Genomic DNA, 22,858 nt, shown 5'->3' with positions numbered 1-22,858 from the left:
AACGCTTCGGATATCCGAAGCGTTTTAAACTTATTATTTTTTAGTTAATTAAAGAAAATTATTTAACTAAGTTAATTTCAACACGTCTGTTGTTAGCTCTACCCGCACTAGTTGTGTTTTTATCAATTGGTTTAGATTCACCATATCCAACAGATGAAAGTCTAGAACTATCAATACCATTTGCAACTAAATAGTCTTTAACTGAAGCAGCTCTTGCTTCAGATAACTTTTGGTTATTAGCTTCGCTACCTACACTATCAGTGTGACCTTCAACAGTGAACTTAGCATTAGAGTATTCTTGTAAGATATTAATAATATCGTTTAGTACTCCTGCAGATTGAGTTTTGATAGTTGCTTTACCGGTATCAAATAAAATCGTTTTAGCATAAGCATTTAAAGCTTTTTTAACTGCCTCAGTAACTTCTGGGCAACCATTATTAGCTACAGTACCTTTAACATCTGGACATTGGTCATCTTTATCTAATACACCGTCACCGTCAGCATCTGGCCAAGGACAACCTTTATTAGCAGCAGGACCAGCAACAGTTGGACAAGCATCATCAGCATCGGTTACTCCGTCACCGTCGGCATCTGGACAACCAGCTAAAGCTTTTAATCCAGCAACTGTAGGACATTTATCATTTTTGTCAGCAACACCGTCACCGTCAGTATCAGGACATCCGTTAAATTCAGCTAAACCAGCTTCGTTTGGACAATCATCTTTACTATCTTCAATACCATCACCATCAGTGTCAGGACAACCATTGAAAGCTACTAAACCAGCAACGTCTGGACAAGCATCATCTTTATCGTAAATACCATCACCATCAGTATCAGTTCCACCAAATTTGATAGAGATACCGGCAGTATGTTGGAAATGAGTTGATAAATAATCTTCAAATGCATATTTATAAGATGACTGAACTGTTAAACCAATATTTTCTGAAAACCAAAGATTGAAACCTAAAGTTCCGTTTAATGTACCAGCTCCAATGTCATCAACCCATGTGTAACCTCCACCAATACCTAAATAAGGGTCGAAAGTTGTTTCTTCTAGGAAGTTGTATTTAATGGTACCATCTAAACCATAGTAAGACAAATCGCCTACTGCAGCATCTCCAAATTTAGAGATTTTGTTTAAAGATCCAGCTACCCCAAAAGAGATTCCATCACTTAAATATTTAGATACAGAGATTGATGATACAGATGGCAAAATGTTCCAGTGATCACCAACATTAAAAAATTCAGCGAACGTATCGCCTTGCGGAGCATCTTCTCCAACAGGGAAGAAATCAACTGCGTTTACCCCAATAGTAATTTGCCATGGGTTGTTTTTGTCTTGCGCATTAACGTTGCTATAACCAAGTACAAGCAACATAGCGAACAATAATCTGCTAAGATTTTTCATATTCAAAAGTTTAATTTTAAGTGTTAATTGTAAACAAAAGTAAGTTGTTAAATTTTATTAACAAAGATAATTATACAAAAAAATTGAAGAAACTGTTTAATAATCAATAGTTCCAAGCTATTTTAGATAATATTCAGTGCTTTTCCAACCTTAGTAAACGCATAAATAGCCTTGTCTAAATGCTTTTTGGTATGTGCGGATGATAATTGTACTCTAATTCTTGCTTTTTCTTTCGGAACTACAGGAAAAAAGAACCCTATTACATAAATACCTTCTTTTAATAACATATTGGCCATAGTTTGTGACAATTTTGCATCATATAGCATAACAGGAACTATAGCTGAATCTCCATCAATAATATCAAAACCAGCTTCTTTCATACCTTTTTTGAAATAATTAGTATTCCATTCTAAAGTGTCTCTTAAGCTTGTATTGTTAGTGAGCATTTCAAAAACTTTAATAGAAGCACCAACAATAGCCGGCGCAAGTGAATTTGAAAACAAATAGGGTCTTGAACGTTGGCGTAACATTTCTATAATTTCTTTTTTACCGGTTGTATAACCTCCCATGGCGCCTCCTAAGGCTTTTCCTAGAGTTCCAGTAATAATGTCAATTCTGCCCATGACCCCTTTTTCTTCAAGGGTTCCTCTGCCAGTTTTTCCTATAAATCCGGCTGCATGGCACTCATCAATCATAACTAACGCATCATATTTGTCAGCTAGATCACAAATTTTATCAAGAGGCGCTACCAATCCGTCCATTGAAAACACACCATCAGTCACAATAATTTTAAATCTGGCGCCATTCATATTGGCTGAAATAAGCTGTTGCTCCAAATCAGACATATTACTGTTTTCGTATCGATATCTTGCGGCTTTACATAAACGCACCCCATCAATAATAGAGGCATGATTTAAAGAATCTGAAATAATGGCATCTTCAGCACCAAAAAGAGGCTCAAATACGCCTCCATTAGCATCAAAAGCTGCAGCATATAATATGGTATCTTCAGTCTGATAAAAATTCGCAATTTTTTGCTCTAATTCTTTGTGAATATCTTGTGTTCCACAAATAAATCTTACCGAAGACATTCCAAATCCATGAGTGTCCATAGTATCTTTAGCGGCTTGAATAACCTCAGGATGAGAGGATAATCCCAAATAATTATTGGCGCAAAAATTTAAAACCGTTTCCCCTGTATTTAGTGTTATTTCAGCGCCTTGAGCCGAGGTTATTATGCGTTCTTTTTTAAAAAGACCGTTGTCTTCAATAGATTGAAGTTCTTGTTGCAAATGTTGTTGAAGTTTGCCGTACATTTTATTATTTTTTACAAAGTTATAATTCTTTTACTTGTATGTCATTATTAATATAAACAAGAAATTTTTTTATCACTTTTAAGTGCATTGATTCTAATACATCCTGATAAGAAATTAATTGCTGTATATGACTTTTGTCTTCTTTACCCGTTTTATAATCAATGATAATAGCTTCGTTTTTAGAATTAATAATGACTCTGTCAGGTCTTAAAATCTGAGCTTGATTGGTAATTATATCACGTTCATTGTATATGAGAAGATCTGAATTAAAACAATTGGAAAGTTTTGGATGTTCAATAATTTCAAAAACTATTGTTTTTAGTATTTCAGATTGTTCCAGGTTAATTATAGACGATTCCAAAAAATCATTTATAGTAAAGTCAACATCTTCTTTCGTGTTGATTTTTTGCATGATATCATGAATGAGATTGCCTTTTTCTATGGCTTCTTCTTGATTGGAGTCCCATAAATAACCAGAGTTAGTAACAATTTTTATATTGTGATCTTCTTTTGCAGTAGAAATAAATTCTTGCTCTTGTAACAGGAGTTTTTGTTTGTTTTGTTTATCAGATTTTTCTGGTTTTCCAAAACTATAGGATAAATCAGAATCATGCCAAAGCCCTAAATATGTGAGATAATTAATAAATAATCCTGAATATTTTTTCTCAGTCACACCCTCTTTTATCAAATTTTCTTTTTTTGAAATAACATACAGCTGTTCAATAGCTCTTGTTAATGTAACATATAAAAGATTGATGTTATCTAGTTCTTGTTCAGATTTGTGTGAATTAAATATTCTTAAACCCTCCTCTCCAAAATATTCAAAGTCCTTAGAATAATTTAAAAGCGTATGCGAAAAATCATTGAAGTTTTCTTTTTCTAACGGAAACCATTCTTTAGGTTCTATTTCTGAGTAAATATCTAAATCTGCGTAGGGAAAAATAACTACAGGAAATTCCAGCCCTTTAGCTTTATGTATAGTCATAATTTGAACAGCATTTTGACCACTAGGAGAAACAATACTTAAAGAGTCTTTTTTCTTATCGAAATAATTCAAAAAACCTGAAATATCGGATCCTTTTTTCTGAGTGTAATCTAAAACTATATCTAAATAAAACTGAACATAAGCGTTTGAAGTTTTTACCAGTTTAAAATTTCTTACAATGGTTTCAGTGAGATCATAAAGAGAAAGATCAAGTAATGAGTTACTATTCATATAAACCTCAAAAACCTCGAAACTTTTGAATAAGTGAGCTACCGGCAAATGAATGCGATTACTAAAAAAGGCATGTTTGTCCTCAATCTTAAATAGAGTCGCTAAGTAATTTAGGACGCTGACTTTTATTTCATTATTTTTTGGTTGAATAATGAGCGTGAGCAAATCATTAATAAACTTAACTTCTTGGGCGTTGTAAATTAACAAAGTCTCAGAAGAAATAATAGGAACCGCTTTCTGACTTAAATAATTGGCAATGGCAACCCCTTCTTTTTTCTTTCTGACTAAGATGCAAATGTCTTCCAGATTAAAATTATTCTCTCTACAGGTATTAATGGTTTCAAATACTTTAGAAGCATAAAGTACATCCCTGTCATCCTCTTTTGTTATTTCTAAAAATGTAAAATTTACATAACCATGATCTTGAAAAGAACTGTCTTGAGAGGCATTTTCATAAAGAGATTCATAGCCTTTATTGATAAAAACATGTGTTGCTATATACTTAAAAAAAGCATTATTAAAACTTATAATCTCCTTAAAACTTCGATAGTTAGTGGGTAGATTTTTTATTTTTTTATCAACATGAAAAGGATTCACGTCATTAAATAAATCAATAAATTGTTCTGCTTTGCCACCACGCCAGCGATATATTGCTTGTTTTGCATCACCTACCAACATGGCGCTTCCGTTTTCAGTGGAAAGTGAGTTACTTATTAGTGGAATTAAATTTTCCCATTGAAGTATTGATGTGTCTTGAAACTCATCAATAAAATAATGATTAAATTTTTCACCAATGCGTTCATAAATAAAAGGGGTTGGTTGATTTTTGATTTCATTGCTTATTATGGAGTTAAATTCTGAAATCAATATTTTGTTTTGTTCGCTTTTAAGAGATTTAAGTTCATGATTTATGGCGTTTAAAACCGATAAAGGGGTGATATTTTTATAAAAGGCTTTAAGAAACTTAAGATGATAAACCGCCTGTTTTGTTTCATTAAAGGCTGAAATTAGTTGAGGCTGAATATTGTCAATAATTAAAATGATATCCTCACCAACTCTTTTGGGGTAAATAGGATTGTTTTCAATTAAATCTTTCTGCCATTTAGTTTCAAAGTTTAAGTCATATTTTTTATCTGCTAAATTTTTAAAATGTTTAGGTAAATAGCTGCCAGAGAAGTTATTAAATTCTAGCCCGCATTCCTGAATAAAAGTTAGAACTTTATTAGAAGTATCAACAATAATTTTCTCAGAAAGGGTTATCTGCTCTTTTAGTAAAAGTTTAAGAGCATTAAAGTCTTCTATTGATTTTTCTTTTAAAGTTTCAATAAAAGGAATATCATTTTCATTAATAAGAAGTTTAGCAATCTTGTTAAAATCAAAAGAAAGATCCCAGCTTTTGTCGTCATCAGCCTTTTCAATGGCAAAATCAACCAGGACTTTAGTGAGTTTTTTTTCAAGTCCAGCTTTTGAAAGAAGGCTATCAACCGCTTCATTTAAAAGGGTTTCTTGGTCAATTTCAACCTCAAAATTTAATGGAAGTTTTAAGTCATGCGCAAAGGTTCTAATGAGTTTATGAGTAAATCCATCAATAGTAGAAACATCAAAAGCCGCATAATTATGTAAAATAGTTTCTAAAAGCTTCTTAGATTTTAAATGCAATGCCATAGCATCCATTTCAAGCTCTTCATTAATGGCCATAAACATACTGTTAGGCTGTGATAAAATTGTTTTAGAAGAAAACTCTTTGAGGGTGTCGATAATTCGCTCCTTCATTTCAGCCACTGCTTTGTTGGTAAAAGTGATGGCTAAAATATGTTTGAATGGCTCCCTTTTTTCAGACTTGAATAATATTTTAAGGTACTCTTTAACAAGAGTGTAGGTCTTTCCGCTACCTGCTGATGCGTTGTAAATTGTAAAGGAAGGCAAGTTTTCCACAAAAAAGAAATTTTGCTTACAAGATAAAAACTATCAATGAGTTCATAACTATTAATTATTTTTAATTGAAGGCATTTATGCGTAAATTTGGATGAAATAAAATATTAATAAATTAAAACAAAATAATTATGGCTTTTGAATTACCGAAATTAGGATATGCATATGACGCTTTAGAGCCTCATATTGACGCGCGCACTATGGAGATACATCATACAAAACATCACCAAGGATATACAAATAATTTGAATACGGCTATAGCAGGTACTAATTTAGAAAGTAAATCTATTGAAGACATACTTACTGGTTTAGATATGAATAATGCAGCCGTAAGGAATAATGGCGGTGGATTTTATAATCATGCATTATATTGGGATGTTATGAATCCAGAAGGAAAAGGATATTTGTCTGGAGAGTTAAAAGAGGCTATTATTACAGCATTTGGATCTGTAGATGCTTTTAAGGACGCTTTTAGTAAAGCTGCGGCTACTCGTTTTGGCTCAGGTTGGGCCTGGTTATGTGTTCATAAGGGTGGAAAAGTTGAGGTTTGTTCAACACCAAATCAAGATAATCCAATAATGCCTGGAGTTTCTTGTGGGGGGACTCCAATTTTAGGAATTGATGTTTGGGAACACGCCTATTATTTAAATTATCAAAACCGTCGTCCTGATTATATTAATGCATTTTTTAATGTCATTAACTGGAATGAAGTTGAAAGAAGATATGCTTTAGGAAAATAACAGATAGTTAAATTGATATTATAAAAAAAGCGTCTAGATTTATCTAGACGCTTTTTTTATATCTATCAAATTAGTAAATATTTCAAATGAAAAAGGTGAACGTTAGTTCACCTTTTTGCCCCAAATCTACCATGAACTTAACCTACTTATGTTATGGTGAGTCAAATGTATGCAGTCATTAACAACTACAAAAATATTTTAGTTCAACTACTAATTTATTAGCTTAACAGAGAAAACGCGATGCTGTTTCAGGAAGAAATTTCCTTGTATTAATTAAAAAGGGCATAAAAAAAGGCGAACAGAAGTTCACCTTTTTTTGCCCCAAATCTACCATGAACTTAACCTACTTATGTTATGGTGATACCAATTTATATGTATTTTAGATAAAAATTTTATTTTTTAGATAAACAGCACTTTTATTAGATTAAATGTAATTATCATGGATAAAGTGCCTAAAATTTGATGAATTTAAAATTAATACGCTCTTTTTTTATTGCCTTCATAAAAGTTGATAAAAGCTCTGTTAACCACTCTATTGCCACCTACGGTTGGGTAGTTGCCGGTAAAATACCAATCGCCTAAATGATTAGGGCATGCTTTATGCAAATTTTCAACTGACTGGAATATTATTTTTATTTCTGAATTAACATTTTCACCAGTTAGTAATTCTGCTATTTTATCAGAGATTTGCTCATCAGTAAACGGATCATAAATTTCTTTAACAAAGTTTTTTACCTCTTTATCTTCTAGTTCTGTTTGATCAATACATTTATCATAGACCTCTTTTACAATGTCGTATTTGTTTGACTCTTTGAGCAATTCTAATGCGGCTTTAAAAGCTATGAGACTTTCAAGGTTGGCCATATCAATACCATAACAATCTGGATAACGTATTTGTGGTGCAGAAGAAACAATCACAATTTTTTTAGGATTCAACCTATCAAGCATTTTTATGATACTCATTTTTAAAGTTGTTCCACGAACAATACTATCATCTATAATAACCAAATTATCGGTTCGCTTGATAACACCATAGGTTACATCATAAACGTGCGCCACTAAGTCGTCACGGCTGCTGTCTTCTGTAATAAAAGTTCTTAATTTAACATCCTTAATGGCAATCTTTTCAATACGTGGCATTTGTGATAAAATTTCGGTAACACGCTCTGCAGACAAATTTCTGCTACCGCTAAGAATGGCTTTGGTTTTCTTTTTGTTAAGGAAATCTTCTACAGTTTCTATCATACCATAAAATGAGGTTTCTGCAGTGTTTGGTATGTAAGAAAAAACAGTGTTTTTAATGTCCTTGTTGATGGCTTCTAACACTTTCGGCATTAGTAATCTACCAAGCATTTTTCTTTCTTGATAAATTTCGGCATCACTTCCTCTTGAAAAATAAATGCGTTCAAATGAGCAAGCTTTTCGCTCTAATGGGTTCAATATTTTTTTGAGGGCAGTCTTTCCAGATTTCTTTGTGATAATAGCATAACCAGGTTCCAATTCTTTAACATCCTGATATTTTACATTAAATACCGTTTGGATCACAGGGCGTTCAGAAGCTACCACAACAATTTCGTCATCTTTATAATAATATGCAGGGCGTATCCCTGCGGGATCTCTTAATACAAATGAATCACCATGTCCTAATAATCCTGCCATAGCATATCCTCCATCCCAATTTTTAGCAGCTCTTTTAAGTATTTTAGCAACGTTTAAACGGTCTGCAATAAGCGGCGAACACTCGTTTTTGCTGTAACCTTCATTTTTTAAATCTTTATAAATTTTGCTAACAGAATCATCTAAAAAGTGACCAATTTTTTCCATTATGGTTATAGTATCCGTATACTCCTTTGGATGCTGACCTAAATCAATGAGGTTTTGAAATAATTCTTTAACATTGGTCATGTTAAAGTTTCCAGCAAGAATAAGATTTCTGTGTTGCCAGTTATTTTGTCTTAAGAATGGATGAACACTTTCCACACTGTTCTTTCCAAAAGTACCATATCTAACATGTCCTAAAAAGAGTTCACCAATATATGGAATGTTCTTTTTTTGTAAAGCAACATTTTCAACATATTCAGGGTTTTCAGAAAACTCTTTGTTAATACGTTGATTAATTTGAGCAAAAATATCTTGAATGGGCTGTTGTGCTATAGAACGCACTCTACTTATATAGCGCTCGCCAGGTTTTGTATCTAATTTAATACTTGCAAAACCAGCACCATCCTGACCTCTGTTATGCTGTTTTTCCATCATAAGATACATCTTATTGACGCCATAAAAAGCACTTCCATATTTCTCTTTATAGAATTCTAATGGTTTTAAAAGTCTTAAAACAGCAATTCCGCATTCATGTTTTAAAGCATCGCTCATTTGAGTAGTATTATTTGTTTTTTTATATAATTAAAAAACGCGCTCTATTTAGAGCGCGTTTGTTTATGTTAATTTGATATCAAATTGTGTTAGTTTTTTAAATTGTAATAAACGCTTATGAACTTCGTCATGAGTCAAAGTTTTCATGCGTTCTGTCCCAAATTTTTCAACACAAAAAGAGGCTAAGGTTGATCCATAAATAACCGCATTCTTCATGTTTTCAAATGAGGTATCTCCAGTTTTTGCTATATATCCAGCAAAACCACCAGCAAAAGTATCTCCAGCACCTGTTGGGTCAAATACTTCTTCTAAAGGCAACGCAGGAGCATAGAAGACATTATCATTGTGAAACAATAAAGCCCCATGTTCACCTTTTTTAATAACCACATATTTAGGGCCCATTTCATTAATTTTTCTTGCCGCTACTACTAAGGAGTATTCACCAGTTAGTTGTCTAGCCTCCTCATCATTAATAGTAATGACGTCAATTCGTTTAATAACATCATGCAAATCTGAAAGAGCACTATCCATCCAAAAATTCATGGTATCTAATATCACCAATTTTGGTTTAGTGGTCATTTGATTTAATACACTTGATTGAACTATAGGATGCAAGTTTCCAAGCATAACAACCTCAGCATCACGATAATTTGTGGGTACTACAGGATTGAAATCGGCCAATGTATTTAATTCAGTTACTAAAGTATCTCGGGTATTCATATCATTGTGGTATTTACCACTCCAGAAAAATGTTTTTCCTTCTTTAACAATTTCAACACCAGAGACATTTATGTTTTTACTAGACAATAAATCTAAATATTCTTGAGGAAAATCACCACCAATGATTGATACAACAGCAGAATCAACATCAAACTGTGAGGCTGATAAACCAATAAAAGTGGCTGCGCCACCAAGTATTTTATCGGTTTTACCGAAAGGAGTTTCAATAGCATCAAACGCTAAAGTACCTACAATGACTAATTTACTCATAAAGAGAAATAATATTTTTGTGCAAATATAAACTTTTTAAAAGCTAAAAAGCGAATTTATTTTCTCTCCAAATCGGCTGGATTTTTTAGCTAATTCTAAAGTTAGAACCTGTAAATATTAGTTCTTCAATCGTTAATAGCAATCAAAGGAGTGAACTAATTCCAATTGTTTGTCAAATTTTTACATAGATTTTATTTCTATCCATTATATAGCCTACTAACCAACAAGTCAATAATACAGAAAGGGCAAAGGCAAAAGACCCTGTATAATTTCCAAGCCAAGAGATGAATACGTTTTCTGCAATCCAATCATAAGCCGAAATTCCTTTCAATTTAAATTGGTATAGAGATATAATAAGTAATTCTGAAAGCAAATAAATAAATAAGGGGTTTTTACCCAATACTTCAAAGAAATAAGTCCATTTATCTTTTTTCAAAATATCTAAGAAATAGACTAAAACTGAAATAATAATAAGATCAATACCGATTGTGAGTAAAACAAATGAACTTGTCCAAAGTTTTTTATTAATTGGAAATAGTAAGTCCCACCCTAATGCCATAAAAATCAGAAAACTTCCAAACATTGTAAGAAGCGCAAGGGTTTTGTAATTCTGACCACTTTTTTGGAGAAATGAGCCAGCCAAATAACCTCCAATGATATTTACTATTGCAGGAAGTGTGCTTAACAAGCCTTCAGGGTCAAAAGCAATCCCATCCCCATGATACATATGGCTGGCACCAATTAACCAATTATCTAATTTTAACACAGCATTGCCTGAAAGGGAAAGGTCGCCAAAAACAAGAAGAACTATTTGATAGGAAAGAAGTGCAATAACACTAAATAATATAGCTCCTTTTGGTTTCCAGAAGCGTAAAATTAAAGAAGCAAAAAAATAACACAGCGCAATTCTTTGGAGTACTCCAAAAATTCTTGTTTCACTCAAACTTTTGAGTTCTCCATTTTCAAAAAACGGGAACCAATACATTAAAAAGCCTAATAAAAAAATTATTAATGTACGCTTAACCACTTTTGTTAGAAATATTTTATTCGATAAAGTTTCATACTTAGGCATGCTAAAACTCATTGAAGTACCAACAATGAAAAGGAAAGTTGGAAAAACCAAATCGGTTATTGTAAAACCATGCCATTGGGCATGTAATAATGGTGAAAAAGTAGTAGAATATTTCCCTGGGGAATTAACAATAATCATTAGGGCTATATCCAGGCCTCTAAAGACATCTAATGACAAATAACGTATTTTCAACTGTTTCAAATTGATAATTTATTAGAATGAAGATGGGTATTTATTTTTTTAATTAATCTGCGTTTATAAAATCACTTTTTCGGTTTTTTCCCCTAAGCGACTTTTTTCTGCTGTAAATCCTATAATATGACTTTCTACTGATACATCTATTGATGAAGAAAGCAAATCTGAGTTTTGCTTTGATACCGCCTGGACCCAATCTGATACTAAATTCCAATCGCCTCCACCATGGGCATCACTTGTTAGCTCCCATTCAGTCTTTTCACCAGTTATAAAATTGGTATACACAAATTGAGACATGTCTCCAACTATATCTCCATGACTACCCATAACACGCGTGCGCCTTCCTTCGTAAGAAGTAAAAGCCTCCATGCTAAATGCGGCGGTAACACCATTGGAAAACTGAAGATTGGTTGTATAATGATCTGGCTGGTCATTATCCATTTGATATACACAGCGTCCATAATCAGTAGTTTTTAGACGATCAAGAATGGCTTCACCATGTTTAGTTTCGTCCTCAGGTAGATCAAAAACATGAGTACGCTGTCTATCTCTATAATAAATTTTTAATGCACTGTAAGGGCATTCTTTTTCAATGGCACATCCATCCACACAACGCGGTGTTGCTCCTGTTGGCTCGTTCTCTTTTTTAAACCAGCTTAAATCACCAAAAGCAGAAATCTTTTCACAAGATTTTCCAACCATCCAACGTAGAATGTCTAGATCATGACATGATTTGGCAAGAATTATAGGGGTCGTGGCTTTGCTATTATGCCAGTTTCCTCTAACATAACTATGAGACATATGTATGTGTTCAATAGGCTCAAAGTGTTGAATACTTATGAGTTCACCAATACTTCCGTTTTGGATTAGTTCATGTAATTTTATAAAATAGGGGGAATACCTTAAAACATGGCAAACGGCAACTATTCGTTTAGTTTCTTTGGCCAACGATAAGATGTCTCTACATTCCTTTTCAGTAGGAGCTATTGGTTTTTCCAATAAGATATCATATCCCATAGATAGAGCTTTCATACAAGGGCCAAAATGCAAATTATCCGGAGTAGTAATAATAATGGCGTCTGCAAATTTGGCTCGCTCAAAAACATGTTCCCAGGTTACAAAACTATTTTCGACTGGAATATTGTGTTTTTGGCAATACCGGTCGTTTCTAATTTCGATAGGTTCAGCGACACCAATAATATTTAAATGATCAGAGTATTTAAGGGCATAATCACCATATACATTTCCACGGTTTCCAGCCCCAAGAGTAATTGCGGTAACGGGTTTATTAGGAGCTGGATACTTTATAGAATTAGGTATATGCAAGCGAACGCTCGTTTCTCCAAAACCTTGAAGAGGTAAACTAAGTAATCCACCAGTGGCAAGACCTAGGGTTTTAAGGAGATTTCTTCTAGTAAGGTCTTTTTTCATTTTTTTAATAAATTTAATAGTAGTTATGCTTGTTTAAACAAGTTATATTACTTTTTATAGTTAAATATAATATTTATAATTTAATAAAAGTAAAAGTTTATAGGGGGTGTTTTTTAAAAAGATTAAGTCTATTTATAAATCAAATAATAGCTCTTACTTTCGTCCAAAATCAGCGGGAATTTCACCCCAAGCTTTGGTTTCCCATTTTACTATAACTGATTTAAAATCATTAGTTTTTAACCATTGAACCGCTCTTTCTACCAATTCAAAAAGGGGCTTGTTTTTCTCGTTTTGTTCTAGTTTTGTGTTACAAGTTTTCTTTTTTACCCAGCTGATAGCCGTTTTAGAATCAGTATAAATGATTTTATCACTATTATTTTTTTTAAGAAGCGCTAATCCATGAACAATAGCTAAAAACTCACCTATGTTATTTGTTCCTTCTTCAAAAGGACCTTGAATGAACAATTGTTTTTTTGTTCTGGTATCAACACCTCGATATTCCATTATACCAGGATTCCCACTTGATGCCGCATCCACTGAAATGGAGTTGTAATTGGGCTGCCCTATTTTTTTGAGTTGTTCTGGAGATAATTCGCTTTTGAACGATTTTGATTTTCCAATATGATCCTTATAATTACTATTTAAAGCTTTATTAGCTGCCTCAAAAGTTAAAAATGATTTGTATTGTGCGCCTTCAAAATTGGTGATCTGAGCTTTACAGTCCTCCCAAGATTCGAACACACCTGTTTTGTGTCCTTTCCAAACCGTATAATATTTTTTCTTTTTACTACTCATTTGGGAATAAAAAGGATTCAACCACTCTCGGGAAATACTCCATTTCTAATTTATGAATCTTTTCTGCAATGTCTTTAGCCGAATCGTTCTTGTCAACAGCACATGAGATTTGAAAAATAATGGCACCTTCGTCATATTGTTCATTGACATAATGTATGGTGATTCCCGTTTCTTTTTCATGATTGGCAACAATGGCTTCGTGCACGTGCATGCCATACATTCCTTTTCCTCCATATTTAGGTAATAGGGCGGGATGTATGTTAATGACTTTATTTGGAAATTCTTTCAAAATTGATTCCGGGAATTTCCATAAAAAACCAGCTAGTACAATAACATCAGGGTTTATTGTTTTTAAAATATCTAAAATATGATTCTCAATATAAAAAGCCGTTCTATTAAAAGATAAGCAGCTAACTTTAAGATTGTTACATCTGTCAATGACTTTAGCATGAGGATTGTTAGTTAAGACCTGTACAACAGACACCTGTTTTTTTTGATTGAAAAACTGAATTAAATTTTCTGCATTAGTTCCAGAACCCGAAGCAAAAATTACAATGCGTTTCATTTACTATTTTTTAAGTATTTAGATATGTAATTAATTTAAAATTAATTGAATAACCTTTAAAGCTTCATGTTTACCCTATTAGGGAACGGCAAGAATGGTATAAAAATTTAAACAAAAAAAAGAATAATTATTAACAATTAGAGGGTAAATTATAAATACTTAAAAGTTATTTGGTAAATTTAGAATCATATTTTTAAACTAAAGTCGTGTTTTAAAAATAAAGTTTTTTATTTTTGCCAACTAATTAAAACCTTAAATTAAAAGATTATGTCAGACATTGCATCAAGAGTAAAAGCGATTATCGTAGACAAATTGGGAGTTGATGAGAACGAAGTTGTAACTGAAGCTAGCTTCACAAACGATTTAGGAGCGGACTCATTAGACACAGTTGAATTAATTATGGAATTTGAAAAAGAATTTGACATTCAAATCCCAGATGATCAAGCTGAAAATATCGCAACAGTAGGTCAAGCTATATCATATATAGAGGCTGCAAAATAAGTAAAAACTTTTATGGAATTAAAGCGAGTTGTAGTTACAGGATTAGGCGCTTTAACACCTATTGGGAATACCAAAGATGAATTTTGGGAAGGCTTAATTGGTGGTAAAAGTGGTGCTGGACCTATAACCTATTTTGATACCGAAAAGTTTAAAACAAAATTCGCTTGCGAATTAAAAAACTTTGAGGCTACCGATTTTCTGGATAGAAAAGAGGCACGCAAAATGGATAAGTTTGCGCAATACGCTATGGTTGCCGCTGATGAGGCAATTGCGGATGCCAAACTTAATCTTGACGAAGTCAACAAATTACGAGTAGGGGTTATTTGGGGAGCAGGAATAGGTGGATTGGAAACATTTCAAGAAGAAGTTTTAAACTTTGCTTCTGGTGACGGCTCTCCAAGATTCAACCCATTCTTCATTCCCAAAATGATTGCCGACATTGCTCCGGCTAACATTTCCATAAAATATGGTTTTATGGGGCCAAATTATACAACAGTTTCTGCCTGTGCTTCTTCGGCAAACGCGATGTTTGATGCACTAAACTCTATTCGTTTAGGGCATTGCGATGTCATAGTAACTGGAGGAAGTGAAGCAGCAGTAACTATTGCTGGAATGGGTGGATTTAACGCCATGCATGCGTTATCAACCAGAAATGAAAGTCCGGAAACTGCTTCTCGTCCTTTTGATGGAACTAGAGACGGTTTTGTTTTGGGCGAAGGCGCTGGCGCAATAGTTTTAGAAGAGTACGAACATGCAAAAGCAAGAGGCGCCAAAATTTATGCTGAATTTGTTGGTGGAGGCTTGTCTTCAGATGCTTATCATATGACGGCACCACATCCTGATGGAATTGGTGTTATTGCGGTCATGAAAAACTGTTTAGAAAATGCAGGGTTAAAACCTGAAGATGTTGATCATATTAACACTCATGGAACTTCTACACCTCTTGGTGATGTGGCAGAACTTAAAGCTATATCAGAAGTTTTTGGTAATCATGCTAAAGAAATAAATATTAATTCAACAAAGTCAATGACTGGTCACTTACTTGGTGCTGCTGGTGCTATTGAAGCTATTTCTGTGATTTTGGCAATGGAACACGGTATTGTTCCACCAACAATTAATCATTCTACTAGGGACGAAAATATTGACCCAGAATTAAATTTAACTTTAAATAAGGCTCAAAAGAGGGACGTCAAGGTAGGTATGAGTAACACCTTTGGATTTGGCGGACATAATGCTTGTGTAGTATTCAAGAGATTAGATTAATTACCGATTGAAAACCATTCGAAACATATTAAATTCCCGTTTTAAAAACAGCGGGAATTTTTTTATTCATTTAAAAAAAGTCTTGGGATTTAAGCCTAAGAATATTCAAATTTATAAAACGGCGTTTACGCATCGTTCCATGAATATTAGGGATGATGAAGGTAATGCTATTAATTATGAGCGTTTGGAGTTTTTAGGGGATGCCATGTTAGGAGCTGTTATAGCCTCTCACTTATATCTTGAAGTTCCTGGTGGTGATGAGGGTTATTTAACTAAGATGCGCTCTAAAGTGGTAAGCAGAGAACATTTAAATGAATTAGGGAGAGACTTAAATCTTATTGAACTTATTGAAAGTAAAATAGCGACGGCCCAGTTTGGAGATAATATCCATGGTAATTTATTTGAAGCCTTAATTGGAGCGATATTTTTAGATAAAGGATTCAAATATTGCGAGAAATTCATTTACAAACGAGTGATTATTCCATATGTTGATATTGCTCAGTTAGAGGGCAGAGTGATCAGTTATAAAAGTTTACTCATTGAATGGTGTCAGAAGGAAAAGAAAACATTTAATTATAATGTGTATGAAGACTCAGGTAATGATGAAATCAGACACTTTTCAGTAAAATTATCAGTGGATAATAAGGTGATAGCTAAAGCTCGAGCTACCTCAAAAAAGAAGGCTGAAGAAAAGGCTTCAAAACGTGCGTTTTATGTGTTTCAGACAAGAATGTCACATTAGCTTTTTTTATTTATAGAATAGTAATAACTACAACGATTGAGTTGTTGTTTCTTCTTAAGATTACGAAAAACTTATCACTTTGAATGTTTTAAATATTATATTTACATCGATTTATATAAGTTATGGCGGTACACAAACTTATTCTTGATGATGTTTTTGATGAGTCTGTATTTACTTTAATTGCAATTCATTGCAGTATTGAAGACTATCGTTTAGCGTATCTTCTTAATAAGTTTTTACATATCAATTTATGTAGGAAAAGATTTGATTTAGATTTTAAAAATGGAAAATCGGCCTATTCTATATTTAATTGGGAAGATAAAAAGCAACTTATTGACTGGAATTTAGTGTCAAATATTTGTAAAACAAATGATTACACACAAGTTAATTCTGGATTGTTATTTGAAACAACACAAAGTATTACTAAAACATATCATTTATTGCCTGAATTAAAAACGGTTAATTATCTATTGAAAATAGATGATGAATTAAATTTAGTAAAGGAAAAATATATTATTAATACGATATTAAGTATTCCTCAAATAGCAACAGCCTATACTATTGATCAAAATCAATTAAAATCTAAAGACAATTTAATTTTCAACTAATGCCAATCAGAAAAAAAACTAAAATAGTAGCCACATTAGGGCCAGCATCAAGTACCAAAGAAGTATTAAAAGGAATGCTTGATGAAGGCGTTGATGTCTTCAGAATTAATTTTTCTCACGCAGATTATAATGATGTCGCAGAACGCATTCAAATGATACGTGATCTCAATAAGGAATTTGGATATAACTGTGCCATTTTAGGCGATTTACAGGGTCCTAAACTTAGGGTCGGAGTCATGAAAGAAGAAGTTGTAGTGCATCCTGGTGATGAAATTATATTCGCAACTGGAGAACGTTTTGAAGGTACAAAAGAGCGCGTTTACATGACTTACGATAGATTTCCTCAAGACGCTAAACCAGGAGAAAGAATTCTATTAGATGATGGTAAATTAATTTTTGAGGTTGTTTCTTCGGATAAAATAAGTGAAGTAAAAGCTAAAGTCATTCAGGGAGGACCTTTAAAATCAAAAAAAGGAGTCAACTTACCTAATACAAATATTTCACAACCGGCCTTAACAGAAAAAGATATAGAGGATGCCCTTTTTGCAATAAAGCATCAGGTGGATTGGATTGCTTTATCATTTGTGCGTCATGCAGAAGATTTAATGCAGCTTCGTGATTTAATTAAGGAGCATAGCGAAGAAAAAATCCCAATTATCGCTAAAATTGAAAAACCAGAAGCTGTTGAGAACATAGATAAAATTGTGGCTCATTGTGATGGTATTATGGTAGCCCGTGGTGATCTTGGTGTTGAAATTCCAGCTGAAGAAGTTCCACTTATTCAAAAGCAATTAGTATTAAGAGCTAAAAAAGCGAGAATTCCGGTTATTATTGCTACACAAATGATGGAGACCATGATATCCAGTTTAACACCTACCAGAGCTGAGGTTAATGATGTGGCTAACTCTGTAATGGATGGAGCTGATGCGGTTATGCTTTCTGGTGAGACCTCAGTAGGTCAGTATCCCATTCAGGTAATTAGACAAATGGCCAATATTTTGAAAAGGGTTGAAGACTCTCCACTCATTCAAGTTCCTCAATTACCACCGCATATTCGTACAAACCGTTACATAACAAAATCTATATGTTATCATGCGGCTAATATGGCAAATGAAATTAATGCAAAAGCTATTTCAACATTAACAAATAGTGGTTATACGGCATTTCAAATTTCAGCCTGGAGACCTTTATCTCATATTTTAGTTTTTACTTCAAACAAACGAATTCTTACACAACTCAGCTTACTTTGGGGTGTTAAGGCTTTTTATTATGACAGATTTGTGAGTACAGATGAAACTATTGAAGACGTCAATAATATTTCTTGTAAAATGGGTTACCTTGAAGAAGGAGATATGTTAATTAGTTTAGCTGCCATGCCAATTCAGAGCAAAGGAATGGTGAATACCTTACGAGTTACAGAAATTACCTCTTGTCCAATTTAACAAGAAAGATTTTTAATATTTTAAAAAGATTCACATTTAATTCTAATGTGAATCTTTTTTTTTGTGCCAATATTAGCCAATAGCTTTATTAAAACCCAAACTTCAACTGCACACTGATGCTTTTTTGTTCGAGTATTTTTTTTGTTTCAGTATTTAAATTAGAGATAGAGATACCCAATAAGCGAACTGAATTATTTAGTTTTTCCTGAAATAATAAGTCTTTAGCCGTTTCAAAAATTAGGGATTTATCACTTATATAATAATGCAAGGTTTTACTTCTTGTTTGTAAGGTAAAATCACTATACTTTATTTTTAAAGAGAGGGTTTTACCAGCTACCTTACTTTTGTTTAAACGCTTTGAAACTTCATTTGCGATTTGATCTAATCTTTCAAGCATGAATATTTCACTTGACAGATTTTCATTAAAAGTATGTTCCGCAGCGAGTGATTTTCTAACTCTATTTGGTTTCACTTCACTCTTATCAATGCCTCTAACTATATTATAGTAATGTATACCTGATTTTCCAAAATGTGCTTCTAAATATTCTATGGATTTTGATTTTAAATCTTTCCCCGTAAAGATGCCTAGTTGATACATTTTTTCAGCAGTTACTTTTCCAACGCCATAAAATTTTCTAATATCAAGTTTTTCTAAAAACTCATGAACCTCTTCAGGCGTTATGGTTTTTTGTCCATTTGGCTTATTGTAATCACTGGCTACTTTAGCAATAAACTTATTTATTGAAATCCCCGCGGAAGCTGTTAATCCAACTTCTTTCAATATGCGCTCTCTTATCTCTTTAGCGAGTAAGGAAGCGCTAGGGTTTCCTTTTTTGTTATTTGTGACATCTAAATAGGCTTCATCCAATGAAAGAGGCTCAACCAGATCAGTATAATCATAAAAAATGGTTCGTATTTTTTTTGAGATTTCATGATACCTATCAAAACGAGGTTTTACAAAAATCAATTCTGGGCAATTTCGTATAGCCTGTATACCGCTCATGGCGCTTTTTACTCCAAATTTTCTGGCTTCATAACTCGCTGCACTTACAACGCCACGTTTTTCACTTCCTCCAACTGCAATCGGTTTTCCTTTTAGTTCAGGATGGTCCATTTGCTCTACAGAGGCATAAAAGGCATCCATATCAACATGAATAATTTTTCTAACAGGTGGAATCTCAGACATCTTGTAAAAATATAATATCTTTATCAAAGAGAATTCAATGCCATGGCAAAAACAGCAATTATTATTGGAGCAACAGGCCTTACAGGAGGTTTATTATTACAAGGTCTTTTAGAAGATAAGAGATACCAAAAAATCAAACTAATTAGCAGAAAATCATGCAATATCAAGCATCCAAAAATTGAAGAGCATCTGGTAGATTTATTTGAACTTGAAAAACAGCAACATTTATTCATTGCTGATGAGGTTTTTTGCTGTATTGGCACAACCAAGGCTAAAACACCTAATGAGGAACAGTATCTTAAGATTGATTATGAAATTCCTGCTACTTTGGCTGGCCTTTGTGGAAAAATGGGAATACAAACCTTCGTGGTCATTTCAGCATTAGGAGCCAATAAAAAGAGCAAAATATTTTATAATAGAACCAAAGGAAGAATGGAAGAAGAAGTTTTGAGGAATAAAATTAAAAACATCTATATTCTTCAACCTTCATTAATTGGAGGCTCAAGAAACGAAAAACGATTAGGAGAAAAAACCGCTAAATTATTTATGAGTGTTTTAAATCCGTTTTTAATAGGAAATTTAAAAAAATACCGATCTATACATCCTAAAACTATTGTAAACGCCATGATATGGCTTGCCAATAATGAATACAAATCTGGTAGAATCCCTTCAAATGAAATTCAACAAATTGCTGATAGTGTATGATTGAAATAGAACGCAAGTTTTTAGTAACCTCTCAAGATTTTAAAAATGAAGCTTTTAAAACCATCAGAATAGAGCAGGGATTTTTAAACACTCATAAAGACCGAACAGTGAGAGTTAGATTAAGTGGCAATCAAGGATTTATAACAGTAAAAGGGCTTTCTTCTGACAATGGATTATCTCGATTTGAATGGGAAAAGGAAATTTCAAAAGAGGACGCTAAAGCATTATTAAAACTTTGTGAACCCGGAAGAATCGAAAAAACACGATATGACGTTGAGTTTAACCAACATGTTTTTGAGGTAGATGTTTTTCATGGTGATAACGAAGGCTTAATAATAGCAGAAGTTGAATTAAAAAAAGTGAACGAGAAATTTAATAAACCTCATTGGATAGGTGAAGAAGTAACAGGAAACATTAAATATTATAATTCTCAATTAAGTTTAAAACCATTTAGCACCTGGCATCATTTATAGATTAAATAAAATTTAAAGCATGAGACTATTTTTTATAATTGGTATTATTTTACTCAACTTAACATCTTGCCGAAAGGTTGTTAAATCTAATTCAGAGATAAACACAGAGGACACTTTAAAAATTCAGAGTATAGACAGTTCTGCGAATGCCATTTTAGAATTTAAAAGTGAACAGAAAAAGGATTCGATCTTAACAGTCACAAATCAAAAAACTATTAAACAAATAAAACAAGAACTCATCCAAAAAGGGTTTCAAACCTTTGATTATGTTGATGTAAAATCAAAGGACACTATTTTAATGCAACAATATTTTATAGCCTTTTTAAAAAGTGGGCCGACACGTTCACAAACAAAAAAAGAAGCAGATAGTCTTCAATCATTACATTTGGCGCATTTAAGTAAGATGTATGAGTTGGGATACGCGGATATTTCTGGACCATTTGGTGACAATGGTGAAATTAGAGGCATTTCTATTTATAATGTGCCAACTTTATATATGGCGGATAGTTTGGCTAATTTAGACCCCATGGTAAAAGCAGGCAGATTAATTATTGAAATACATCCATGGTGGGCAGCAAAAGGGTTTTCTTTAAGATAGTACTGATGGTTTTCAGAATGATGTTACAACTTATTGATGTCGTAACAATTTTAGGTCTATTAGCAGTTCACTTTGTTATAAAAGAACGCACTTTTTGGTCTTCATTGTTTTTTTATGCCCTGCCTTTACCTGTTATTATTTTTATTGTATTAATGCTGTCAATTGTTCTCACAAAAAAGTGGAGGCGATATAATTTAATAATAGCTGCATTATTGTTATTGGTTTGGTTAGGAAGAAGTTTTAAATTACATATTCAAGATGATATTTTAGAAAATGATTTAGAAGTTGTGTTTTGGAATACTGCTAGACTCAATACTTTTGAAACGGCTTTTAATGAAGTGGAAGATATTCCAGATGTTATGGTATTGGCGGAGTACAGAAATAAAGATATAGGGGAATTAAAAATAAGATATCCTGAATATTATTTTTATAGATCAGATCAAGAAATGCTTATCTTTTCAAAAACACCATTAGTTATTGAAAGGGAAAACACTTCAAAATTTAACACTTCAGTTATTAATTTTAAAACAGCTGGCATCAATTTTTATGCAGTTGATGCTGCAGGAAGCACTGATGTCCCTCGAGAATGGGGATTAAGATACATCAATAAATCAATCAAGGAAAAGAATAATACCATTGTTCTGGGAGATTTTAATACACCTTATGAATCTATCTATTTAAAAGAATTAAAAAAGGATTTTAATCACGCATTTTCTAAAAAAGGAAATGGATTTAAGGAAACCTGGTTTTATAATTTACCATTATTGTGTCTCGATTATATTTGGGTTTCAAGGGATTTACATATTTTAAAAACAGAAAAAGTATTTAGTTCAAAATCAGACCATAGTATGTTGAAAACAGTTGTTAAAAGGCAATAGTATTTAAGTATATTAATCATTTAACCACTGCAATTATTTGTCTTAAGATGTCGGTTTTGATAATGAGTTGCGTTTTATTTGTTTCTAAGAGAAAAAATTATTTTAGTTTTTAACTTGTTATATTCCAAAGTCATATTCATGCACCACTTTACAAATCCTAACATGAAACCAACTGTACCAATCATTTTTGCCTTTTTCTTGAGCCTTTAAATGATCACTTTGATGTTTCCAGTTTTTAATATCCTCTAAAGTTTCCCAATAACTTACGGTAATACCGATATTGTTTCTTGCACTATCCATACTTATAAACCTTTTTTGTTTTTTGGCAAGTGTTTCCATATAGCTTGCCATATCATGGTATCCATTAGTGTTTAAGGTTTGCTTTGATGTAAAAATCACTGCATAATAAGTTTTTTTTCAGTCATTTTT

At 32.8% G+C, this 22,858-nt stretch carries 21 protein-coding genes; 10 read left to right on the top strand and 11 right to left on the bottom strand.

Features of this window, described 5'->3' with window-relative positions; translation table 11 throughout:
• Positions 1–58 precede the first annotated feature (58 nt).
• From V8G56_RS00390 to V8G56_RS00380, 3 genes are all read right to left on the bottom strand, one after another.
• Complete coding sequence (locus tag V8G56_RS00390; protein ID WP_395436453.1) at positions 59–1,408, bottom strand: OmpA family protein; 1,350 nt, start codon at positions 1,406–1,408, stop codon at positions 59–61.
• Positions 1,409–1,530: 122 nt separating this feature from the next.
• The gene (kbl, locus tag V8G56_RS00385; protein WP_395436452.1) at positions 1,531–2,724 is read right to left on the bottom strand and encodes a glycine C-acetyltransferase; all 1,194 of its coding nucleotides are present in this window, start codon (positions 2,722–2,724) and stop codon (positions 1,531–1,533) included.
• A gap of 19 nt (positions 2,725–2,743) precedes the next feature.
• On the bottom strand, positions 2,744–5,875 hold the full coding sequence (locus V8G56_RS00380; RefSeq protein ID WP_395436451.1) for a UvrD-helicase domain-containing protein: 3,132 nt from the start codon (positions 5,873–5,875) through the stop codon (positions 2,744–2,746).
• Positions 5,876–6,003: 128 nt separating this feature from the next.
• On the opposite strand from V8G56_RS00380, the gene V8G56_RS00375 reads away from it, so the two are divergent.
• Positions 6,004–6,612, top strand: a complete 609-nt coding sequence (locus V8G56_RS00375) for a superoxide dismutase (protein ID WP_395436450.1) — start codon at positions 6,004–6,006, stop codon at positions 6,610–6,612.
• Between the two features lie 474 nt (positions 6,613–7,086).
• On the opposite strand, the gene V8G56_RS00370 is transcribed toward V8G56_RS00375, so the two are convergent.
• The 6 genes from V8G56_RS00370 to purN all read right to left on the bottom strand — a co-directional run bounded on the left by V8G56_RS00370 (position 7,087) and on the right by purN (position 14,033).
• On the bottom strand, positions 7,087–8,985 hold the full coding sequence (locus V8G56_RS00370; protein ID WP_395436449.1) for an amidophosphoribosyltransferase: 1,899 nt from the start codon (positions 8,983–8,985) through the stop codon (positions 7,087–7,089).
• A gap of 63 nt (positions 8,986–9,048) precedes the next feature.
• Positions 9,049–9,975: a PfkB family carbohydrate kinase gene (locus V8G56_RS00365; protein WP_395436448.1), complete on the bottom strand. Its 927-nt coding sequence runs from the start codon at positions 9,973–9,975 to the stop codon at positions 9,049–9,051.
• Between the two features lie 172 nt (positions 9,976–10,147).
• Positions 10,148–11,239 (bottom strand): acyltransferase family protein, encoded by a 1,092-nt coding sequence (locus V8G56_RS00360; RefSeq protein ID WP_395436447.1) that lies wholly within the window; start codon positions 11,237–11,239, stop codon positions 10,148–10,150.
• A gap of 63 nt (positions 11,240–11,302) precedes the next feature.
• Complete coding sequence (locus tag V8G56_RS00355) at positions 11,303–12,673, bottom strand: Gfo/Idh/MocA family protein (RefSeq protein WP_395436446.1); 1,371 nt, start codon at positions 12,671–12,673, stop codon at positions 11,303–11,305.
• A 153-nt stretch (positions 12,674–12,826) separates the two neighbouring features.
• Entirely contained in the window at positions 12,827–13,468 is a 642-nt protein-coding gene (locus V8G56_RS00350) for a ribonuclease H1 domain-containing protein (RefSeq protein ID WP_395436445.1), read from the bottom strand.
• Entirely contained in the window at positions 13,461–14,033 is a 573-nt protein-coding gene (gene purN / locus V8G56_RS00345; protein WP_395436444.1) for a phosphoribosylglycinamide formyltransferase, read from the bottom strand. Before purN ends, V8G56_RS00350 begins: the two co-directional genes overlap by 8 nt.
• Before the next feature lie 267 nt (positions 14,034–14,300).
• Here purN and V8G56_RS00340 point away from each other — a divergent pair, with 267 nt between their 5' ends.
• From V8G56_RS00340 to pyk, 5 genes are all read left to right on the top strand, one after another.
• Positions 14,301–14,534 (top strand): acyl carrier protein, encoded by a 234-nt coding sequence (locus V8G56_RS00340; protein WP_007647141.1) that lies wholly within the window; start codon positions 14,301–14,303, stop codon positions 14,532–14,534.
• Positions 14,535–14,546: 12 nt separating this feature from the next.
• On the top strand, positions 14,547–15,797 hold the full coding sequence (fabF, locus tag V8G56_RS00335) for a beta-ketoacyl-ACP synthase II (RefSeq protein ID WP_395436443.1): 1,251 nt from the start codon (positions 14,547–14,549) through the stop codon (positions 15,795–15,797).
• 7 nt (positions 15,798–15,804) lie between these two features.
• Entirely contained in the window at positions 15,805–16,539 is a 735-nt protein-coding gene (gene rnc, locus V8G56_RS00330; RefSeq protein WP_395436442.1) for a ribonuclease III, read from the top strand.
• A gap of 122 nt (positions 16,540–16,661) precedes the next feature.
• Positions 16,662–17,147: an IPExxxVDY family protein gene (locus V8G56_RS00325; RefSeq protein WP_395436440.1), complete on the top strand. Its 486-nt coding sequence runs from the start codon at positions 16,662–16,664 to the stop codon at positions 17,145–17,147.
• On the top strand, positions 17,147–18,589 hold the full coding sequence (gene pyk, locus V8G56_RS00320; protein ID WP_395436439.1) for a pyruvate kinase: 1,443 nt from the start codon (positions 17,147–17,149) through the stop codon (positions 18,587–18,589). Before V8G56_RS00325 ends, pyk begins: the two co-directional genes overlap by 1 nt.
• A gap of 88 nt (positions 18,590–18,677) precedes the next feature.
• Here the strand turns inward: pyk and dinB are convergent, their stop codons facing one another.
• The gene (gene dinB / locus V8G56_RS00315; protein WP_395436438.1) at positions 18,678–19,775 is read right to left on the bottom strand and encodes a DNA polymerase IV; all 1,098 of its coding nucleotides are present in this window, start codon (positions 19,773–19,775) and stop codon (positions 18,678–18,680) included.
• A 42-nt stretch (positions 19,776–19,817) separates the two neighbouring features.
• Here dinB and V8G56_RS00310 point away from each other — a divergent pair, with 42 nt between their 5' ends.
• Genes V8G56_RS00310 through V8G56_RS00295 form a run of 4 tightly spaced genes read left to right on the top strand, consistent with a single transcriptional unit; the run spans position 19,818 to position 22,429 of the window.
• Positions 19,818–20,480: an NAD-dependent epimerase/dehydratase family protein gene (locus V8G56_RS00310; protein ID WP_395436437.1), complete on the top strand. Its 663-nt coding sequence runs from the start codon at positions 19,818–19,820 to the stop codon at positions 20,478–20,480.
• Entirely contained in the window at positions 20,477–20,953 is a 477-nt protein-coding gene (locus tag V8G56_RS00305) for a CYTH domain-containing protein (RefSeq protein WP_395436435.1), read from the top strand. Before V8G56_RS00310 ends, V8G56_RS00305 begins: the two co-directional genes overlap by 4 nt.
• 19 nt (positions 20,954–20,972) lie before the next feature.
• Complete coding sequence (locus V8G56_RS00300; RefSeq protein ID WP_395436434.1) at positions 20,973–21,551, top strand: YciI family protein; 579 nt, start codon at positions 20,973–20,975, stop codon at positions 21,549–21,551.
• A 17-nt stretch (positions 21,552–21,568) separates the two neighbouring features.
• The gene (locus V8G56_RS00295; protein ID WP_395436433.1) at positions 21,569–22,429 is read left to right on the top strand and encodes an endonuclease/exonuclease/phosphatase family protein; all 861 of its coding nucleotides are present in this window, start codon (positions 21,569–21,571) and stop codon (positions 22,427–22,429) included.
• A gap of 117 nt (positions 22,430–22,546) precedes the next feature.
• Here V8G56_RS00295 and V8G56_RS00290 read toward each other — a convergent pair whose 3' ends face one another.
• Positions 22,547–22,828 (bottom strand): antibiotic biosynthesis monooxygenase family protein, encoded by a 282-nt coding sequence (locus V8G56_RS00290; RefSeq protein ID WP_395436432.1) that lies wholly within the window; start codon positions 22,826–22,828, stop codon positions 22,547–22,549.
• Between the last annotated feature and the right edge of the window lie 30 nt (positions 22,829–22,858).

It is taken from the genome of Gaetbulibacter aquiaggeris (genome assembly GCF_044003965.1).
In the GTDB taxonomy this organism is placed as follows: Bacteria; Bacteroidota; Bacteroidia; order Flavobacteriales; family Flavobacteriaceae; genus Yeosuana; species Yeosuana aquiaggeris.
The sequence above is the reverse complement of the archived record's forward strand: the minus strand, read 5'-3'. Positions and strand labels throughout refer to the sequence as shown.

What these genes read in the sequence shown, in the direction of transcription:
- V8G56_RS00295 (WP_395436433.1), top strand. Translation starts at nt 21,569, where the DNA reads ATGATGTTACAACTTATTGATGTCGTAACAATTTTAGGTCTATTAGCA.
- V8G56_RS00390 (WP_395436453.1), bottom strand. Translation starts at nt 1,408, where the DNA reads ATGAAAAATCTTAGCAGATTATTGTTCGCTATGTTGCTTGTACTTGGT.
- purN (WP_395436444.1), bottom strand. Translation starts at nt 14,033, where the DNA reads ATGAAACGCATTGTAATTTTTGCTTCGGGTTCTGGAACTAATGCAGAA.
- V8G56_RS00365 (WP_395436448.1), bottom strand. Translation starts at nt 9,975, where the DNA reads ATGAGTAAATTAGTCATTGTAGGTACTTTAGCGTTTGATGCTATTGAA.
- V8G56_RS00305 (WP_395436435.1), top strand. Translation starts at nt 20,477, where the DNA reads ATGATTGAAATAGAACGCAAGTTTTTAGTAACCTCTCAAGATTTTAAA.
- pyk (WP_395436439.1), top strand. Translation starts at nt 17,147, where the DNA reads ATGCCAATCAGAAAAAAAACTAAAATAGTAGCCACATTAGGGCCAGCA.
- dinB (WP_395436438.1), bottom strand. Translation starts at nt 19,775, where the DNA reads ATGTCTGAGATTCCACCTGTTAGAAAAATTATTCATGTTGATATGGAT.
- V8G56_RS00310 (WP_395436437.1), top strand. Translation starts at nt 19,818, where the DNA reads ATGGCAAAAACAGCAATTATTATTGGAGCAACAGGCCTTACAGGAGGT.
- fabF (WP_395436443.1), top strand. Translation starts at nt 14,547, where the DNA reads ATGGAATTAAAGCGAGTTGTAGTTACAGGATTAGGCGCTTTAACACCT.
- V8G56_RS00350 (WP_395436445.1), bottom strand. Translation starts at nt 13,468, where the DNA reads ATGAGTAGTAAAAAGAAAAAATATTATACGGTTTGGAAAGGACACAAA.
- V8G56_RS00370 (WP_395436449.1), bottom strand. Translation starts at nt 8,985, where the DNA reads ATGAGCGATGCTTTAAAACATGAATGCGGAATTGCTGTTTTAAGACTT.
- V8G56_RS00375 (WP_395436450.1), top strand. Translation starts at nt 6,004, where the DNA reads ATGGCTTTTGAATTACCGAAATTAGGATATGCATATGACGCTTTAGAG.
- V8G56_RS00300 (WP_395436434.1), top strand. Translation starts at nt 20,973, where the DNA reads ATGAGACTATTTTTTATAATTGGTATTATTTTACTCAACTTAACATCT.
- kbl (WP_395436452.1), bottom strand. Translation starts at nt 2,724, where the DNA reads ATGTACGGCAAACTTCAACAACATTTGCAACAAGAACTTCAATCTATT.
- V8G56_RS00355 (WP_395436446.1), bottom strand. Translation starts at nt 12,673, where the DNA reads ATGAAAAAAGACCTTACTAGAAGAAATCTCCTTAAAACCCTAGGTCTT.
- V8G56_RS00325 (WP_395436440.1), top strand. Translation starts at nt 16,662, where the DNA reads ATGGCGGTACACAAACTTATTCTTGATGATGTTTTTGATGAGTCTGTA.
- V8G56_RS00340 (WP_007647141.1), top strand. Translation starts at nt 14,301, where the DNA reads ATGTCAGACATTGCATCAAGAGTAAAAGCGATTATCGTAGACAAATTG.